Source organism: Nonomuraea sp. NPDC052129 (assembly GCF_040680095.1).
Classification (GTDB): domain Bacteria; phylum Actinomycetota; class Actinomycetes; order Streptosporangiales; family Streptosporangiaceae; genus Nonomuraea.
This window is the reverse complement of sequence record NZ_JBFAVX010000058.1, coordinates 1-19,018: the sequence shown is the minus strand read 5'-3', so window position 1 is coordinate 19,018 and position 19,018 is coordinate 1. Positions and strand designations below refer to the sequence as shown.

The 19,018-nt window shown below is 70.5% G+C and carries 11 protein-coding genes and 1 pseudogene; 8 read left to right on the top strand and 4 right to left on the bottom strand.

Features of this window, described 5'->3' with window-relative positions; genetic code table 11:
• Window positions 1–35: 35 nt before the first annotated feature.
• The 4 genes from AB0L53_RS57395 to AB0L53_RS57380 are packed head-to-tail and all read left to right on the top strand — an operon-like array spanning window position 36 to window position 6,680.
• The gene (locus AB0L53_RS57395; protein ID WP_364014975.1) at window positions 36–2,120 is read left to right on the top strand and encodes an exo-alpha-sialidase; all 2,085 of its coding nucleotides are present in this window, start codon (window positions 36–38) and stop codon (window positions 2,118–2,120) included.
• On the top strand, window positions 2,117–3,997 hold the full coding sequence (locus AB0L53_RS57390; protein ID WP_364014972.1) for a beta-L-arabinofuranosidase domain-containing protein: 1,881 nt from the start codon (window positions 2,117–2,119) through the stop codon (window positions 3,995–3,997). Before AB0L53_RS57395 ends, AB0L53_RS57390 begins: the two co-directional genes overlap by 4 nt.
• The gene (locus tag AB0L53_RS57385; RefSeq protein ID WP_364014969.1) at window positions 3,994–5,832 is read left to right on the top strand and encodes a trehalase family glycosidase; all 1,839 of its coding nucleotides are present in this window, start codon (window positions 3,994–3,996) and stop codon (window positions 5,830–5,832) included. The genes AB0L53_RS57390 and AB0L53_RS57385 overlap by 4 nt, the downstream gene beginning before the upstream one ends.
• A complete protein-coding gene (locus tag AB0L53_RS57380) occupies window positions 5,829–6,680 on the top strand; it encodes a phytanoyl-CoA dioxygenase family protein (RefSeq protein ID WP_364014966.1) in 852 nt (283 codons plus the stop codon). Before AB0L53_RS57385 ends, AB0L53_RS57380 begins: the two co-directional genes overlap by 4 nt.
• 41 nt (window positions 6,681–6,721) lie before the next feature.
• On the opposite strand, the gene AB0L53_RS57375 is transcribed toward AB0L53_RS57380, so the two are convergent.
• The gene (locus AB0L53_RS57375; protein WP_364014964.1) at window positions 6,722–10,405 is read right to left on the bottom strand and encodes a glycosylhydrolase-like jelly roll fold domain-containing protein; all 3,684 of its coding nucleotides are present in this window, start codon (window positions 10,403–10,405) and stop codon (window positions 6,722–6,724) included.
• A 294-nt stretch (window positions 10,406–10,699) separates the two neighbouring features.
• On the opposite strand from AB0L53_RS57375, the gene AB0L53_RS57370 reads away from it, so the two are divergent.
• Window positions 10,700–12,610 (top strand): amino acid transporter, encoded by a 1,911-nt coding sequence (locus AB0L53_RS57370; protein WP_364014961.1) that lies wholly within the window; start codon window positions 10,700–10,702, stop codon window positions 12,608–12,610.
• A 6-nt stretch (window positions 12,611–12,616) separates the two neighbouring features.
• Here the strand turns inward: AB0L53_RS57370 and AB0L53_RS57365 are convergent, their stop codons facing one another.
• Together AB0L53_RS57365 and AB0L53_RS57360 are read right to left on the bottom strand one after the other, a co-directional pair.
• Window positions 12,617–13,681: a serine hydrolase domain-containing protein gene (locus tag AB0L53_RS57365; protein ID WP_364014958.1), complete on the bottom strand. Its 1,065-nt coding sequence runs from the start codon at window positions 13,679–13,681 to the stop codon at window positions 12,617–12,619.
• Window positions 13,682–13,781: 100 nt separating this feature from the next.
• The gene (locus AB0L53_RS57360) at window positions 13,782–14,381 is read right to left on the bottom strand and encodes a TetR/AcrR family transcriptional regulator (RefSeq protein ID WP_364014955.1); all 600 of its coding nucleotides are present in this window, start codon (window positions 14,379–14,381) and stop codon (window positions 13,782–13,784) included.
• Between the two features lie 122 nt (window positions 14,382–14,503).
• Here AB0L53_RS57360 and AB0L53_RS57355 point away from each other — a divergent pair, with 122 nt between their 5' ends.
• Both AB0L53_RS57355 and AB0L53_RS57350 read left to right on the top strand, forming a co-directional pair.
• On the top strand, window positions 14,504–15,325 hold the full coding sequence (locus tag AB0L53_RS57355) for an SDR family NAD(P)-dependent oxidoreductase (RefSeq protein ID WP_364014952.1): 822 nt from the start codon (window positions 14,504–14,506) through the stop codon (window positions 15,323–15,325).
• 86 nt (window positions 15,326–15,411) lie between these two features.
• Complete coding sequence (locus AB0L53_RS57350; protein WP_364014949.1) at window positions 15,412–17,187, top strand: protein kinase; 1,776 nt, start codon at window positions 15,412–15,414, stop codon at window positions 17,185–17,187.
• On the opposite strand, the gene AB0L53_RS57345 is transcribed toward AB0L53_RS57350, so the two are convergent.
• Entirely contained in the window at window positions 17,168–18,436 is a 1,269-nt protein-coding gene (locus AB0L53_RS57345) for an MFS transporter (RefSeq protein WP_364014946.1), read from the bottom strand. The genes AB0L53_RS57350 and AB0L53_RS57345 overlap by 20 nt on opposite strands.
• A 132-nt stretch (window positions 18,437–18,568) precedes the next feature.
• Here AB0L53_RS57345 and AB0L53_RS57340 point away from each other — a divergent pair.
• Window positions 18,569–19,018 (top strand): annotated as a pseudogene (locus AB0L53_RS57340) (hypothetical protein); the annotation flags it as partial.

Below are 19,018 nucleotides of genomic sequence, written 5' to 3'. Positions count from 1 at the left end.
TCCTGTCCTCAGGAGGTTGACCCGAGGAGAGCCGCATGACCTTTCCCATCAGCCGGCGGACGTTCGCCCTCGGCCTCGCCGCAGGGGCCGCCACGGCCGCCCTGCCTTCCCCCGCCGCTGCTTCCCCAGCCGGCGCCGCACCGTTCTTCGCGGAGTCCACTCTGTGGGACACCGCCGTGGATCCGCTGGCCAGCTACCACGTGCACGCCCTCGCCGTACTGCCCGACGACACGATCCTGGCCTGCACCGAAGGCCGGCACCTGGTGTGCGACGCCGGACCGCACGACCTGCTCATCCGCCGCAGCACCGACAAGGGACAGACGTGGAGCCCGTTCCAGGCGGTGGCGCTCTCCGTCGACGGCCAGTCCTGGTCCAACCCCACCTTCGTGGTGGACCGGACGACGAGCGAGGTGTTCTTGTTCTACGGGCTCTGCGTGCAGTTGCCGGAGAACACGAGCTGCTCCGCCGACTCCAGCACGATGTACGTCAGCTCCAGCAAGGACGGCGGCGCCACCTGGGGCGAACCGCGCAGCCTGGCCGGTCTCTTCGACCACTTCCCGTACAACTGGGCGATGCACGGTCCGGGGCCCGGTCACGGCATCCAGCTCGACTCGGGCCGGCTGCTCCTCACCGTCTCCCACCGCACGATCATCACCGGCGTCCCCACCGCCGATCGCCACTACGGCGCCTCGACCGTCTACAGCGATGACCACGGCCGCACGTGGCAGGCCGGCGGTGAGGTGCCGATGGGCGCGGGCTATCCCACCGTGGGGGAGGCCAGGCTGGTGCAGCGCGACGACGGCACGGTGCTGATGAACAGCCGGCCCGGCTCGGGCAACGACTGGCCTCGCGACATCGCGGTCAGCGGGGACGGCGGTCTGACCTGGTCACCCCCCACCATGGACTTCAGCCCCGGACTCTTCAACGGCGTCGACACCGGCCTCACCCGCTACACCGGCGGACCGCGCAGCCGAGGCGTCAACCGCGTGCTGTTCAGCCGTCCCGACGCGCCGATGCGCTGGAACATGACGGTCGCGGTGAGCTACGACGAGGGCGACTCCTTCAGATACAGCCGCTCCGTCAACCCTGGCCGGGGGTATTACTCGGATCTGGCGCGCCTGTCCGACGGCACGATCGTTCTCCTGTACGGCTGCGACGGCGACCTCGACGGCACCCCGCGGCGCGTGGCCGCCGCCCGGTTCAACCTGGAGTGGCTGACGCAGGGCCGGGACAGCCTGGCCACCGGCCCGAAGCTGACCGAGAAGACGCACGACCTGGGTCACACCGCCGTCCATGCCCACCGGTCAGGCGGCACAGTGTCAGTGGTCCGCGAAGCCACCGCGCGCGGCGGTGCCCGCGCGGCCTTCGCCCCCGCCGCGACCGGGGACTTCATCGAATATCCCTTCATCGTCACCCACGGCGGTGAGCAGGAATTATGGCTGCGTTACTACCGATCCGGGGACGGCGGCCTCATGACGGTGACCGTGGACGGGAAGACACCGCACAACTCCACGCTGGATCTGACGGCCTTTCGCGGCAACGGCTACGACGTCGCTCTGCTGGACCGGATGCGGTTGCGGCCCGGCCGGCACACCATCCGCTTCACGCTGGCCGGCGCCGGCCGGGGTGGTGGCACGGCCATCTCACTCGACCAGCTGAGCCTCGTCCAGGCAGCCGCCGCGCCGGACGTCCGCGAGGAGGTCACCGTCGACAACGGTGGGCTCGGCTTCGACGCCACCGGCACCTGGCCGAGCAGCAGAGGCGTCACCGGCTACTACGGATTCAACTACCTCACGCACGCTCGCGGCACCGGAGCCAACGTCGCGCGGTGGCGACCGGCGCTCCCGGGCGACGACCGGTACGAGGTGCTCGTCTCCTACGCGGCCGACCCCAACCGGGCGACCAACGCCACGTACGTCGTCCACCACGCCGAAGGCGCGACTCCGGTGGCCGTCAACCAGCGGGTGCGCGGTGTGCCCGACGTCCGCATGGGCGAATGGACGTCTGTGGGCACCTTCTCCTTCAAAGCCGGCATCGACGGATATGTCGAGCTCAGCGACGCGGCCGACGGTGTGGTCATCGCCGACGCCGTCCGGTTCCGCAGACAGGTGTCATCGTGACGGCCGTACCCGGCCCGACCGCCGCGGTGGTCCTGCGCCCGCTCTCCGCCAACCGGGTGACCGGCGGTTTCTGGGCGCGGCGGCTGGACGCCAACCGGGCCGCGATCCGGCTCGGACACGAACGGCTGGTCCAGGCGGGCAGCATCGGCAATCTCCGGATCGCCGCGGGGGAGTCCACCGGCACGGCCGAGGGGGCCAGCTTCCGGGACTCCGACGTCTACAAATGGCTGGAGGCGCTCGCCTGGGAGTACGCGCGCAGCCCCGACGAAGGGCTGCTGGACCACCTGCTCAAGCTCAGCCGGACGATCGCGGCGGCGCAACGCGAAGACGGATACCTCAACTCCGCCATCCAGGTTCGCGGCGAGGAACGGTACGCGCGACTGTGGATGAGCCACGAGCTCTACTGCGCGGGCCACTTGATCCAGGCGGCGGTGGCCGCGGCCCGGGCGACCGGCCAGGTCCAGCTGCTGGAGGTCGCCACCCGGTTCGCCGACCATCTCGCCGACACCTTCGGCCCCGATCGGCGCGGTGAGCTGGACGGGCACCCCGTGGTGGAGATGGCGCTCGTCGAGCTGTACCGGCAGACGGGTGTGCGACGGTACCTGGAGCTGGCCCGGCACTTCGTCGAAGCCCGCGGGCACGGCCGGGCCGCGAAACCGGGCTTCGATCCCTCGCACTACGGCGACCCCGCCCACTACTCCGACCGGCTTCCCGTACGCGAAGCGGAGACGGTGGAGGGGCACGCCGTGCGCGCCGTCTACTTCGCCGCGGGCGCCACCGACGTCGCCATCGAGACCGGCGACGCCGAACTGCTGGCCGCGGTGCGCCGGCAGTACGACACGATGCGCCGTCAGAAGCAACACGTCACCGGCGCGGTCGGCTCACGCTGGGATGGCGAGGCGTTCGGCGAAGCGTACGAGCTGCCGCCCGATCGGGCGTACGCCGAGACCTGCGCCGCGATCGGGACGATGCAGTGGGCGTGGCGGCTGCTGCTGGCCACCGGGGACTCCGCCTACGCCGACCAGATCGAACTGCTGTTGTACAACGCCCTGCTGCCCGCGGTATCGCTTCGCGAAGCGGACTACTTCTACGTCAACACGCTTCACCGGCGGACCGGCGCACGGGGTGACGTGCAGCGGGCACCGGCGTACGGCCGCCGTCCATGGTTCAACTGCGCCTGCTGCCCGCCCAACGTGATGCGTACGCTGGCGGGCCTGCCCGCATACCTGGCGACCGGCACGGAAGACGGGCTGCAGGTGCACCTGTACGCCCAGAGCACGCTGAGCTCGGGTGGGCTCACCGTCACCATCGACACCGAGTACCCAACGGACGGCCTGGTCACGGTGACCGTACAAGAGGCGCCGCGGTGGGAGGTGGAGCTGGCGCTGCGCGTACCGGACTGGGCCGAAGGGTCCACCGTGGACGACAAGCCGGTGGCGCCCGGCGGCTACGCCCGCACGCGCCGGGTGTTCCAGCCCGGCGATCGGGTGCTGCTGCGGATGCCCATGCCCCCTCGGCTCCTGGCGGCCGACGACCGCGTGGACGCCACGCGCGGGTGCGTCGCCGTCACCCGTGGGCCGCTGGTCTACGCGATCGAACAGCCCGACCAGCCGTCCGATGTCGTCCTGGAGGACATCCGCCTCGATCCCGCCACGCCGCTGCGGCTCGAACACCGGCCGGACCTGCTCGATGGCGTGATCGTGCTCCGGGCGAACGGCGCGCTCGCCCAGGGACCAGCTGAGTCCTCCTACCGGCCGTACGGGCAGCCGGTCCCGTCGGCGCGGTCCACGGACATCACGCTGATCCCCTACTACGCCTGGGCCAACCGCGGCCCGCACGCCATGCGGGTGTGGATTCCGGTGAGAGGGAACGCATGACGAACTACGCCCGTATCCAGGCCGCGCTCGCCCAGGGCTGGAACACCTGGGACACGCGCAGCGTGCTCACCCACGTTCTCCTCCCCGACGCCCTGGGCCTGTCCCTCGGCCTGAAGGAGTACTACCGGGGAACCTCACTGCGTACCGCTCAGATCGGCCGCCGCACCGAGGGCGCGGAGACCGTCACGCTGGGCCGCCACGCCTATGACGGCAGCTTCACCGAGACGACCGTTACGTGGGCGGGCATCACGATCCGGGTGCGGACGGCGCATGTGGGCGACGACCTGGTCGTGCTGGTGACGCCCACCGCCAACCAGCCCAAGAGCGCGCTGCTGACCGTCGGTGTCGGCTACCTGTGGAACCGGCCCGGCTCCGTCACCCGCGAGGGCGACCGGATCACCGCCGAGGGACCCGGCGGGACCGTACCGGTCTTCTGCACGGCACCGCACGTCGACGACCCCTACACCGACATCGACGGGCCGTACCTGGCGATGGAGCTGACCGGCGCCGTCGGGATCAGCACCGGCCGCGCCCGTGACCTGCCGGAGATCGCGGAGATCGTCGCCCGCGCCGCCACCGAGATCGGGACGGCCGGCACCGACCCCATGGCGCAGCACCGCGAGATCGTCAGGGACGCCATCTCCTGGAACACGATCTACGAACCCGCGCGGTCCCGCGTGCTCACGACCGTCAGCCGGCTCTGGAACGTCGGCAAGCGCGGCGGCTACGCCCTGTTCTGCTGGGACGCCTTCTTCAACGCGCTGCTGGCCGCCGTGTCGAGCAAGGAACTCGCCTACGTCAACACCGTCGAGATGCTGCGGGCCCTGACGCCGGAGGGCTTCGTCCCGAACGTCGAGCAGGGCACCGGCCGCAAGACCTACGACGGATCCCAGCCACCGGTGGGCTCGCTGGTGACCCGCGAGCTCTACCGAAGGTTCGGCGACCGGTGGTTCCTGGAGGAGACCTTCGAGCCGCTGCTGTCCTGGAATCGCTGGTGGTGGCGGGTGCGCAGGGACGGCGACCTGCTGTGCGTCGGCTCGACGTACTTCGACCCCGAGTTCCCTTCGCCGCAGGACGTTCCCCGCATCCACCAGCACTTCGGCGCGACCTGCGAGAGCGGCTGGGACGGGCACCCGGTCTTCGAAGACGTGCCCTTCGACCAGACCAAGAGCCTGCTCGCCGCCCACGATGTGGGGTTGAACAGCCTGTACGCGGCCGACTGCGAGGCACTCGCCGACATCGCCGACGTCCTCGGCGACCGGGCGGCCGCGGCGGAACTGCGCGAGCGGCACGCGGCCGTCGTGGCGGCGATGGAATCGCTGTGGGACGAGCCGAGCGGCATCTACCGCAGCAGGCGCACCGACACCGGGCTGCCGACCGAGCGGTTGTCCACGATGAGCTTCTACCCCCTGCTGGCCGGCGTCGGCACGGGCGAACGGACCCGGCGCATGGTGTCCGGGCACCTGATGGCCGACGACGGCTTCGGCGGCGAATGGGTGCTGCCGACCTCACCGCGCAGCGAGCCGATCGACCTTCGCGAAGGCACCTACTGGTCGGGACGGGCGTGGCCGCCGGTGAACTTCCTCGTCTATCTGGGACTGCTGCGCGCCGGGGAACGCTCCGCCGCCGAGTGGCTCGCCGAAGGCAGCTCCAGGCTGGTGCTGAAGGAATGGAACCAGCACCGCCACGTGCACGAGAACTACTCCAGCAGCCACGGCGGCGCGTGCGACAAGCCGAACAGCGAGCCGTTCCAGACCTGGGGCGCGCTGCTGAGCCTCATCGTCCTCATGGAACGCGGCGAGGTCGACTTCTTCGAGAAAGGTGGTACGGCGTGACGAACACCGAGCTGAAGAGCACATACGAGCGCGACGGCTTTCTCGTCCTCCGGGACGCGTTCAGCCCCGGTGAGGTCGACAAGCTGGTCGAAGAGGCCGTCCGCATCTGCCGCGGCGAACTCGGCGACGTCCAGGGGGCGCTCCCCGCCGGGCCCGCCGACACCGACGACGACGTCCTTCGCCGCTTCCTCTGCGTCCACTACCCCCACAAACTCTCCGAAGTGATGCTCGCCGCCATGCGCCATCCGGCGATCGTCGCACCGCTCACCACGATCATCGGCCCGAACGTGAAGTCCATGCAGTCCATGCTGTTCATCAAGTCCGAAGGGGAGCCGGGACAGGCCTGGCATCAGGACGAGATGTTCATCCCGACCCGCGACCGTTCGCTCACGGCGGTCTGGCTCGCGCTCGACGACGCCACCGTCGAGAACGGCTGCCTTTGGGTGCTGCCCGGCTCACACCGATCCGGCGTGGTGTACCCGAACCGTGAGCACGATGATCCGCGCTACGACTGCACGGTGGAGTCCTACGGCTTCCCGTTCGACGACTCCGACGCGGTGCCCGTGGAGGTCCCGGCCGGCTCCGCGGTCGTGTTCAACGGCTACCTGCTGCACAAGTCGCTGCCCAACACCGCCAGGAACGGCTATCGGCGGGCCCTGGTCAATCACTACATGAGCGCCGAGTCCCTGTTGCCATGGGACGTTCCCCCAACGGGGACGCCCATGGCGCAGGCGGACCACCGCGACATCGTCCTGGTCGCCGGCGCCGACCCGTACGCGTACAAGGGCCTGCGGGAGGTACGCCGGCCGCGGATCCGCCCGAACAGGGACGGCGGCTGTGACAGATGACGGCCGCGGATCGACCGTCATAAGAGCCTGTCACTGGAGCACTAACCGAGCAGCAGGCGGGCCGGGCCGTGCAGGCCGCTCACCCGCTGTCCGGGGAAGACGAAATGCGTGGGGCTGACCGCGTCGAGATGCGGCGCGAGCGTGCCGTACACCTCGACCTCGACCGTGTTCTCACCCTCCCGTAGCGCCGCGCCGACGTCGAACCGGTACGGCGAGCACACCCTGACCCCGCACGGCCGGCCGTTGACCCGCACCTCCGCGGTGCCGCGCACCCGGCCGAGGTCCAGGAGAGCGGTGTCCGGGCGCTCGTCGAGATGGACGGTGCGGCGGTAGCGGACGCCGCCGCTGTACTCCGGCAGGCCCGAACGCTCCCAGTCGCCCAGCTCGATCGGGCCGGTCCCGGTCTCGATCTCGATCGGCCCGGTGAGGATTGCGCCGCCGGTGTGCCCGGCCTCGGTCATGACGCGCAGCAGGGCCTCGCGCGGCCCGGTCCGGCCGTCGAGGGACACCTCCAGGCGGCCGGTGCCCTCCGCCGCCGGCTGACCGTCGATCAGCAGCTCGGCCGCGCCGCGCAAGGGCACCCGGAGGGCGATGGCGCCCGGCGGGACCTGGAAGCGCAGCCATTCGACCCGCCCCGCCGTGCCCGGCTCGGCCAGCACGGTCGGCAGCACGACCGAGGACACGGCTGGCACGGCTGAGGACGCGGCCGGTGACGTGGGGGCGGCCGGTTCGTTCCGGTCTCCTGACAGCCAGGAGGTATCGGGGAGGGGGTGCGGGCGGCGCGGCAGGTGCAGGGCGGCGGGGTCGCGGTACTGCGTCCGGTGGATCTCGGCCGCGACCCGTTCGCCGTCGTGCACCGCCCACCAGCCGGGCCCGGAGGTGACGCAGCCGTCGACCAGGACCGGCTCGGCGCCGTCGCCGACCCGGACGGTCACCTCGTTCGCGCCGGGCCGCAGCACCCCGGCCAGGTCGTAGCGGCGGACGCGGGCCTTGCGGTGGTCGGCGTACGGGTCGAAGCCGCCCTGCCGGCCCACCTCCACCCCGTTGACCAGCACCTGGCAGGCCGTCATCGAGGCCACCTGGAGCACCGTCCCCTTCGGCGTGAACGCGGCGGTCAGCTCGGCCGGGCCCGCCGGACCGGTGATCCATTCCGGGCGTAGGTAGGGTTCGGGGTCGGTCACGACGGCGACGTGCGCGCGCAGCCACCCGTCGTCCTCGGGCACCAGCCGGACCTCCAGCAGGTGACTGCCGGGTGAGAGAGGCCGGCGGGCCAGCGCCAGGTAGCCCCTGTCGTCCAGGTCGACGTCATGGCCGTCGATCCGCACCGCCTTGGCGGCGGCGGCGCCGACGGCGAGGAACCCGTGCTCCGGCACGGTCAGCTCGGCCCTGAACCGGGCACTTCGCCCCATGGCCACCTGCCCGAAGTCCAGGAACTCCTCCGGCACGTGCCCCTTGGGCCCGAGGTCGAGGCGGTGGATGGGGTCCTTCCTGATGCCGCGCGAGGTCGAGTACACCGCGGGCCGCCACTCCTCGCCGTCGGTCCGCAGGCTGCCGTGCGAGCCGAACGTCGCGTACGCGGGCCGCCACTTCAGGCCGTCCACCCGGTGCTCGACCTCCCAGCGATGCAGGACCGGCCCGGAGTGGCCGAGGTCGCCCCAGGTGTCGTCCAGGGTGGGTACGAGCTCCATCTCCCAGCCGGTGCCGAGATCGAGCTCCCTCATGGGGGACGCGGGTTCGATTCCCGCCATCTGCACGCCCCGCTCGCCCTGCTGGCCCGTCCCGTCCTGCTGGTCCCGCTCGCCCGTGAAGACGAGCAATGCGGCGGGGCCCGCGTCGAACGGCACGACGACCTCCGTGTACTCGCCCTCCACCGTGTACGGCAGCGCGCGCACCCCGCCGCCGAACGGGTCCACCAGCAGCGGCGTCCCGGAGACCCCACGCACTCTCACCGGCATCTCGGCGGCGTATCGGCCGGGGTCGAAGTCGATGGTGGCCGAGTCCCAGCCCTGGTCGATGCCGCGGTCGCCCGGCCGTTCGACCGACACATGGCTCGCCATGGGGAAGGTGGCCTGGAGGTAGACGATGGTGGCGCCGTCGAACTCCCGCACCAGCGGGGGAACCGGCGCCTCGACCCGGCGCAGCGGCGACAGCAGCGGACCGAGATCGGCCGTCGTCGCGGCGAAGCGAACACGCGAGCGCAGCGGCCCCTCCGGCCGCGCGCCGACGGCGACGACCAGCCCACCCCGATCGGCGAACGCCACGAGCGCCTCTTCCGTGGCCGGATCGAGCGTCGTGCACGCGGGAAGCACGATCCCGGCATAGGACTCGCCCGCGACCTCCAGCCGCGCGCCGTCGGACTGGCCCCGCCGGACGGTGGCCCGCTGGACCGAGTCGTCGTCGATCACGTCGGCGTCCAGCCCGAGCCGGTCCAGGACGCCAGGAAGCATCCGAAACCAGGCCATCTCCCCCACGATCTCGCGGTAGACCTCCTGCGCCCGCGCGGCCTCCGCCCCCACCCCGTCGAGCCGCGTGTCCGCCTGGACCGTCGCGGTGGGCATGAGGACCGCCAGGTCACAGGCGTGCCGGCCCAGGGACAGGGCCGCGCACAACCGCGTGACGGCGTCGGCGAAGACGCGGTGGTGCCGCCAGTACGGCTGGCGCCAGTCCGTGGCGGGCGGCGCCCACTCCCACCACCCCGCCTTGGTCGTGTAGTAGACGGCGTGCGGGTTGTACAGGGTGGCTCCGGCCCGCAGCCAGGGGAGCAGCCAGTCGAAGGTCTCCTCCAGCGTGCCGCCCCACCCGCTGGAGTGGAACGCCTCGATCCAGGTGCGTGGCCGGTCGTACAGGTGGGCCAGCGAGGAATGCACCCGCGCGTCACCATGATGGTCCGAGCCCGGCGCGCTGAACCAGCGGTGCGTACGCGCGTAGTCGGCGTACAGCTGCACGCCCTCCACCGGATGACCGGCACGGGCGGGATCCTGCTGGTCGCAGCCGCTCAGCAGGCCGTGGCGGGCGTGCCACTCGGCGAGCGGCCGGAAGAACGCCTCCTCCGCCAGCTCGGCGCGGGTGCGCTGGTAGTCGCGGCGGATCTCGCCCGCCCCCGCGCCGTCCGCCCACAGCAGTGGCAGGTGCGGGGTGAGGTCGTAGCCCCGGCGCTTCTCGAACTCCACGGCGAAGGTGCCCGACCAGGTCGGGACCGCGGGCAGCTCGTCCTGGAAGGAGCCGGCGATGACCCCGCCCAGCCGGTGCCCCAGCCGGCGCTCGAACTCGCCGTGCACCCGGTCGATCAGCACCGCGCACGCGTCCGCGGACAGGTAGTCGAAACCGCGGGTGGTCACCGAGCCGTCGGCGGCCAGCCAGCGGCCGGCGAAGCGGGGCTCCTCATCGACCAGCCGGGCCTGGAGGTCGGCGCCCGAGAAGCCGAGCTGGTCGTAGAACCACAGGGAGATCCCCAGCTCCTCGGCGTCGGCGCACACCTGCTCCAGCAGGGCCCACCACTCCTCGGAGAAGAACGGCGGATCGTCGGCGTCGGAGCCGAACATCGGCCCCGACGGCGCCAGGTTGAGTATCACGAGGTTCCACACGCCGCCCTCGGCGAACCGTTCCAACTGCCAGCGCAGCCGGTCACGTCTCAACCGCTCGCCGCTCCACCACCAGATGGCCGCGGGCGAGTACGCCCGGGGCGGGTCACGCAGGATGTCGGCGAGCGCGGCGGGCAGGGTCATGCCAGCTCCAAGGGGTACGCGGCTGCTGAAGCGGCCTAACATTGGCATGTGATTCTCACGTTGTCCAGTGTTACAAAGGAGCCTGCAGGATCACCCCCAGTCCGCCTGCTCCGGCCAGTGGATCCCAGCTCAAAGTGGCTGTGAGCGACCGTGTTACATAGCCGGTCGTTTTCACATCAGTACTCCTGGCCGCTCTGGCGCGATATATACGTTTTCTTGACGCCCTCACCAGGCGAAACACCCATCTGCCGTCACTAGTGTCGTAGTGCACGATATTGATGGAGGGTGACCGGGATGGTGCTGGCGAAACGGCCGGTCGCTACTGAGGGAACACTGCGGTCGTGGCTGCTCGAAGGGCTGCAGACCGACCGCAAGCAGATCGAGCACGGCCCGCACGTGAAGCACTCGTGGTGGCGGGTGATGTGCCTGACGGGTGTCGACTACTTCTCCACGCTGGGTTACCAGCCGGGCATCGCCGTGCTGGCGGCCGGACTGCTGTCGCCGCTGGCCACGCTGTTCCTGGTGGCCCTGACGTTGCTGGGCGCGTTGCCGGTCTATCGACGGGTGGCCGCAGAGAGCCCGTACGGGCAGGGCTCGATCGCGATGCTGGAGAAGCTCGCCCCGCAGTGGTGGGGCAAGTTCTTCGTGCTGGCCCTGCTCGGATTCGCGGCCACCGACTTCGTGATCACGATGACGCTGTCGGCCGCCGACGCCACCGCGCACCTGCTGGAGAACCCGTTCATGCCGGACTTCCTGGCCGGGCAGCGGGTGATCGTCACGCTGGTGCTGCTGGCCCTGCTCGGTGGGGTGTTCCTGATGGGGTTCACCGAGGCGATCGCCATCGCCGTCCCGCTCGTCTTCGTCTATCTGGGACTGAACGCGGTGGTGGTGGCGACCGGGATCGTGCACGTACTCCAGGCGCCACGCCTGGTGTGGGACTGGGAGAGCGCGCTGAGCGTGAGCTACAGCAGCCCGCTGGCGATGATCGGGCTGTCGCTGCTGGTCATGCCCAAGCTCGCGCTGGGCATGTCCGGGTTCGAGACCGGCGTCGCCGTGATGCCGGTGATCAAGGGCGGCATCGAGGAGCGGATCGCCGGCACCAGGCGGATGCTCACCACAGCGGCATTGATCATGAGTGTGTTCCTGATCTTCTCCAGCTTCGTGACCACCGTGCTCATCCCGCACGAGGAGTTCGCGGAGGGCGGCAAGGCCAACGGGCGGGCGCTGGCGTACCTGGCCCACGATTATCTGGGCAACTGGTTCGGCACCGTCTATGACATCAGCACGATCGCGATCCTCTGGTTCGCCGGCGCGTCGGCGATGGCGGGCCTGATCAACCTGGTGCCGCGTTACCTGCCCCGGTACGGCATGGCGCCGGAGTGGACCGGGGCCGTGCGGCCCCTCGTGCTGGTCTTCTCCGCCATCGCGTTCGCCATCACGATCATCTTCGACGCCGACGTCGACGCCCAGGGCGGCGCGTACGCCACCGGTGTGCTGGTGCTCATGCTGTCGGCGGCGGTCGCCGTGACGCTGTCGGCCAGGAAGAAACGCCAGCACGCGGCGACGGCCGGGTTCGGCGTGATCTCGGCGGTGCTGGCGTACACGCTGATCGACAACGTCTTCGAGCGGCCGGACGGTGTGAAGATCGCATCTTTCTTCATCGCCGCCATCGTCAGCCTGTCGGTGATCTCGCGGGCGACGCGCTCCACGGAGCTGCGTGTCACCGAGGTGCACCTGGACCCGCTGGCCGAGGAGTTCGTCAATGAGGCGTGCGGCGACATCCATGTGATCGCGAACGAGCCGCAGCAGCGCGACCAGGCCGAGTACAACGACAAGCTCCGCGAGACGTGGATCACCCACCGGCTGCGCAGCAACGAGCCGGTCCTGTTCGTCGAGGTGACGGTGCCGGACGCGTCGGAGTTCGAGACCGAGCTGCACGTCCAGGGCGAGGAGCGGTACGGCCACAAGATCCTGAAGATCGAGAGCTCGGCGGTGCCCAACGCGCTGGCCGCGCTCCTGCTCTACCTGCGGGACCGGACCGGCGGCGTACCGCACATCTACTTCCACTGGACCGAGGGCAACCCGGTCGTGGCGATGCTGCGTTACCTGGTCTTCGGGGGCGGCGACGTGCCGCCCCTCACCCGCGAGGTCCTCCGCAAGGCGGAGCCCGACCCGGTACGCAGACCGCACGTCCACGTGGGCTGAACCGCTTTACTTCGCCGGGGAGCACAGGGCGGTGTCGAAGGCGGCGAAGAGGTGCCGGTCGTCCTTCGGGGTGCCCGTGACGTACACGGTCGCCGCCCGGCCCGCCCGGTTCCGCCCGCTGAGCACCCGTACGCCCGGCAGGCCGCCGTCGTGCATCAAGGCGAGGCCGCAGCTCAGCGGGTAGGTGTACAGCCCCAGGCCGTACCGGCTGCCCGCCGGGTCGGTGGCGGGGACCGTGCCGGTGAGCATGGTCCGCAGCGTCCGCTGGGGGATGGCCTGCCAGAACCGGTTCAGGTCCGCCGGCGTGGAGACCAGCCCGCCGCCCGCCCCGAAGCCGTAGCCGGGAAGCTGGGTGATGTCCGTCTCGCCGCCCTTCGGGTCTATCGGGTTCACGCCGTAGTTGTGTGCGTGCTCGCCACGGATGTCCAGCTCGCCGTTCTTGGGCCAGTACGTACCGGGCAGGCCGCGCAGCACGGTGTCCTCGGTGACCCGGCGGAAGTCCTTGCCGGTCACCTTCTCGATGAGCATGCCCGCGACCAGGAAGTTGGTGTTGGAGTAGAACCAGCGCTCGCCGGGCTTGCCCACGGGCTCGCGGGTCATCGCCAGCGCGAGGTGGTCGGCGGGGATCGCGGGCTTGGTCCAGTCGACCAGGTCGAAGTACTCGGGCAGGCCGCTGGTGTGCAGGAGGAGCTGGCGGACGGTGATCGCCCGGCCGTCGAGCGAGCCGGGCAGGTAGTGCTCGACCCGCTCGTCCAGGTCCACCTTGCCCTCGGCGGCCAGGCGCAGCACGGTCACCGCGATGACCGGTTTGGTCACGCTGGCCACGCGGAACCTTCCGTCGGCGCCGACCATCGGCTTGCCGGTGCCACGCTGGGCCGTGCCGGAGGTCCACGTGGTGGTGCGGCCGTTCGTGTCGCGCACCGAGACCACCGCGCCGGTCAGGCCATCCTGTTTGGTCAGCCGGTCGACCTGCTGCTGGACGCCTTCAGTGGTGGCGACGGCGGCCATGGCCGGAGAGGCGGCGCTCAGGAGCACGACGGCGGCCGCGGCTGCTGCGAGGTACTTCCGCATTTTGGACATCTCCTCTTTATCTGGGGTGATGTCCTAATCCTTGGGTCTCCGGCCTTCAAGATCAGTCAGGCTGCCGGGCTACTTGGGGGTAGGGCCCGCACTACTCCAGGGGGCGGAACGCCTTGAGCGTCAGCTCCACCAGGGCGTCGGCGTACTCGGGTGTGAGCGGCCCGGAACGGTGCAGCCAGCGCTGGTAGAGGGGGGCGTAGAGCAGTTCGAGTGCCAGATCGAGATCGGCGTCCACGGCGAACTGGCCCGCCCGCTGCGCACTGCGCAGCCGCTCCTTCTTGGCCTCGTCGACGGGTCCGGCCAGCTTCTCGCGGTATTGGGCGGCGAGCTTCGGATCGTGGATGATCTCCGTGTTGAGCGCCCTGATCGGCGCCTCGAAGGCCGGATCGGCGAACTCGGCGACGGTCGCCCGCATGACCATCTTCAGGTCGGCCTCGATGTCACCGGTGTCGGGCAGAGCCAAGCCCTCGACTCCCTCGCTGAGCGTCAGGAAGGAGTCGAAGACCACCGCGCCCTTGCCCGGCCACCACCGGTAGATCGTCTGCTTGCCCACCCCCGCCCGCGCGGCGATGGCCTCGATCGTGACCTTCGCGTACCCCACCTCGGTGACGAGCTCGCGCGCCGCGTCGAGGATCGCCTGGCGCGACCGTTCGTTGCGGCGGCCGGGGTCCGGCTGCTTGGCGTTGGACATGCAGGTGAGGATAGCAGTGCGGGGAGACGAGACGTTCCGTCTTGACGGAATTGATGAGATCGGGCAAGCTGTGTTCACGGCGAGACGAACCGTCTCGTCTTGAAGTCGAGGAGGTGGGGCCAGTGACGAGCACCCGAGTGTGGTTCATCACCGGGGCGTCCCGGGGTCTGGGCCGGGCGTTCGCGGAGGCGGCGCTGGCCGCCGGAGACCGGGTCGTTGCGGCGGCGCGCAACGTCGATCCGCTCGCGGAGCTGGCCGAGGAGCATCCGGGCCGCCTCGTACGCCTGGTGATGGACGTCTCCGACCGCGCGGCGGTGCGGGACGGCGTGGACCGGGCGGCGGCGGCCTTCGGGCGGCTGGACGTCGTGATGAACAACGCCGGCGGGTTCCTGTTCGGCATGCTGGAGGAGGCCACCGAGGAGCAGATCAGGGCGCACTTCGACGTCAACTTCTTCGGCGCGATCTGGGTGGCCCAGGCCGTGGTCCCCCACCTGCGCAAGCAGGGCTCCGGGCACATCCTGCAGGTCACCTCGATGGGCTCCGGTGGGGGATTCGCCTCGGTCGGCCTGTACGCGGCGGGCAAGTCGGCCCTCGACTCGGTCAGCCAGGCGCTGGCGATGGAGGTCGAGCCGTTCGGGATCAAGGTCACGATCGTGCAGCCGGGCGGGTACGACACCGGACTGTTCACGGTCGGCACCACGGTGACCGAGCACCTTCCCGAGTACGAGCCTCTGCGGACGAAGCTGGCCGAGATGTGGGGCGAGGACGCCGGACCCGCTCCGAGCACGGCAGCGCCCGTCATCATGGAGCTGGTCGATCTTCCGGAGCCGCCGCCGCGGCTGATCGTCGGTAGCCACTCCTTCGACCTCGTGCAGCAGATGGACCAGGCTCGTACGGAGGTGTACCGCGCCTGGGAGCATCTCAGCCGCAAGGCGCCGGGCTGAACGGCCGGTGAGCAGCGACAAATGGCCGAAAATCCGTATATGAGACGGCCCATCCTGGGCCAGGCCGACAGCGTACGCTGCTCTGCATGCGCAGACGGGTGATCGACGACCGGTTCGAGCTGGTGGAACGGCTCGGCGGCGGCGGCATGGGCCTGGTATGGCGGGCCTGGGACGTGGCCCTGCACCGGGAGGTCGCCCTCAAGGAGGTGCGCCCGCCCGACCCGGACATGGACGAGCGCGATCCCGAGGCTGCCCGCGACCTGCGGGCCAGGGTGCTCCGCGAGGCCCGCGCCCTGGCCCGGCTCAACCACCCGCACGTCGTGACCATCCACCACATCGTGGACAACGGCGACAGCGGCTATCCGTGGCTCGTCATGGAGCTGGTCTCCGGTGGATCGCTCCAGGGGCGCCTCGAACGCGGCCCGATGACGCCGCACGAGACCGCCCGCCTCGGCCGCGAGATCCTCTCCGCGCTGCGGGCCGCGCACGCCGTCGGCATCCAGCACCGCGACGTCAAGCCCGCCAACGTCCTGCTACGGCCGGACGGCCGGTCGGTGCTGACCGACTTCGGCATCGCCGCGGTACGCGAGTCCACCAGCCTGACCGCGACCGGCTCGTTCATCGGCTCGCCCGAGTACATCGCGCCGGAACGCATCAACGGCTACGAGGGCGACCCGTCCTCGGATCTGTGGTCCCTGGGGATGCTGCTGTACGTCGCCGTCGAAGGCCGCCATCCGCTGCGCCGGGCCACCACGCTGGCGACGCTGGCCGCGGTGCTCAACCAGGACGTGCCGCCGCCGCAGCGGGCCGGAGCGCTCGGTCCCGTGCTCGGCTACGTGCTCACGCGCGACCTGGCGGCCCGGCCCGACGCCGAGACGCTGGACCGCATGCTCGCCTCGGTGATCGAGGCCCCCGCGTCGATGCCGCTCGCGCCGCCGGCCTGGGCCCCGGGCCCACCGCTTCCGCAGCCGCCCATGGGCGCACAGCCGACCGGGGGCACACCGTACCCACAGCCGACCGGCGGTGCGCCGTACCCGCACTCGCCTATGGGCCCGCACTCGCCTTTAGGCCCGTACTCACCCATGGGCCCGCAGCCGCCCATGGGCTCGCGGCCGACCGGCCCGCAGTACGCCCAGATGAACACCAGCCCGCCGCTCCCGCGCTCGGTCAGCGGCGCCACCCGCCGATCGAAGCGCGGCGCGCACCCGGCCATGGTCGCGGTGTCCGCCGCCGTGGTCGTGGTGGTCGGCGTGCTGGTGTGGACGTTCCTGCCTCCGATACTGAACGGCGACGCCGCCGACGACCCGCGCTCCACCGGGTCCGGGCAGCCGACCAGCACCGCCACCAAATCCGGGCGGAAGACCACGAGCAAGACCACGCCCAAGCCCACCGAGACCGCCACCGAGTCGGCCGGCGACCCGGGCAACCTGCTGACCCCCGCAGGGATCCGGACCGCGATCGCCAAGCTGAAGCCGGTGATGGGCGGCACCAAGGTCATCAGAATGGTGATCTACCCCGAGTACGCGAGCGTCCAGGCGCCGGTCAAGGGGGAGAAGGGCGTCTACGAAAACTTCATGTACCGCGACGGCCAAGCCGCTCCCCAGATCGGGGGCAGCACCACGAACCAGGATCCGGTGGACCTGAGCAAGTTCAACTGGGACGCCCTGCCCGCCCTGCTCCGCAAGGCGGACCAAACTCTGGGCATCCGCAAGCCCACCACCCACTACATCGTCGTGGACCCCGCCTTCGCGTTCGTGGGTGCCCGCGAGTCGCTGCTGGTCTATGTGAGCGACAAGTACAACCGGACGGGCTACCTGGTGGCCGACACCAAGGGGAAAGTGATCAAGACCAATCCGGCGTGAGCGCGATGTCCCGCTGCCGCCGCAGCGGTGAGAACACCAGCCAGAGCACCGCGAGCCACGAGCAGGTCACCGCGACCGCCAGGGTCGTGCGGGCGCCGAGCCAGGCGCCAAGGGTGCCCGCCAGCAGGCCGCCGAACGGCATGGCGCCACGGATCAGCCACCGGATGCTCGCGTTCATCCGGCCGAGCAGTTCGGGCGGGCAGATCGACTGCCGGTAGGTGATCTGCAGCACGTTGTACGCGACGGTGGACAAGCGCGAGGAGAACAGCCCCGCCGCCACGGCCAGCACTCCCCAGCCGGGCCCGCCGAGCGGGATGAGCAGCGTGAACCCTCCAAGACACAGCTTGCCCGCCCATAACGCCCTGGCCGGGCCCACCCACCTCGCGAACGACGTGGCGAGCACGCCGCCCACGATCCCGCCGGCGCTGCCCAGCCCCAGCACCAGTCCGAGCGTGGCGGGATCGGCGCCGAGGTCGCCGAGCACGAAGACGACGACGAGGGTGGTGATCATGGCGTCGCAGAGGTTGGAGATCGCGCTGCACGCCACGACGCGCCGCAACACTGGGTGCCCCAGGACGAAGGTGATCCCCTCGGCCGCCGCCTTGCGCATGCTCCGGGGCTCGCGGACGGCGGGCCGTGGTTCGGGAGTGCGGATCAGCAGCAGGGACGCGATGCCGATCACGTACGAGAGGCAGTCCACGATCATCACCCGAGCCGCGGTGTGCAGCAGTGTCATCAGGCCGCCCGCCAGGGAGGGGCCGACGGCGAGGGCCACCGCGTTGGTCGTGGCGATCTTGCCGTTGCCCTCGATGAGCCGCCGCCGCGACAGCAGGACCGGCAGGTAGCTCTGGCAGGCGATCTCGAAGACGACGTTGATCGAGCCCACGAGGAAGGCCATTGCGTACAGGTGGCTGATCGTCAGATGGCCCAGCGCCGCCGCGACGGGGATCGAGGCCACCACCGCGCCCCGCGCCACGCCGCAGCCGATCATCAGCGGGCGCTTGGCGACGCGGTCGACGATCATCCCGGCGGGCAGCGTCATGACCAGCCAGGCGGCGGTGGCGCAGGCGGTCAGCACCCCCACCTCGAAGGTGGTGGCGCGGAGCATGGTGACGGCCACGAGGGGGACCGCCAGCGTCGTCACCGCCGCGCCCAGGTCGCTGATGCTCTGCCCGGTCCAGAAGAGCGTGAAGTCGCGGTTCTTGAGGAGTGTGCCGTCCTGTTCGGATGCCTGCCGGTTGATGGTCACGTCATCGACCGTACGGAAACCGGGATGGTCGGCGCGGAATCGGCATCAACCGTCCGGGGAACGCGGGACCGGCTTACTCCGGGCTGACACGTGGTCCGTCATCCTCTACCCAGAGCGGAAGGGGTGCTGGTCGTGACGGAGCCTGACGGCCCTGCCGTGGGTCGGGTGCGCCCATGGAACCGGCTGGGGCTCCGGATGCGGCTCACGCTCCTGTACGGCGGCTCGTTCTTCGTCGCCGGATCGCTGCTGCTCTGGTCGACGTACCTGATCACCGGGCAGGCGCTGGACCAGCAGTTCCCCGCGAAGGCCATGAGGATCGTCGGCGAGCGGGCCGGGCCCGTGCAGGAGGGCTCCGTCAAGAGCGACATGGTCTTCGAGAAGGTGAACGTCCAGCAGCGGGCGGACGGCGTGCTCGACGAGATGCTGCGGTCCTCGGTGGTCATCATGATCGTGATCGGGATCATCGCGTTCGTGCTCGGCTATTTGATGGCTGATCGGGCGTTGCGGCCGTTGGATCGGGTGACGGAGACGGCGCGGCGGTTGTCGGAGAGTACGTTGCATGAGCGGATCGGGTTGCGGGGT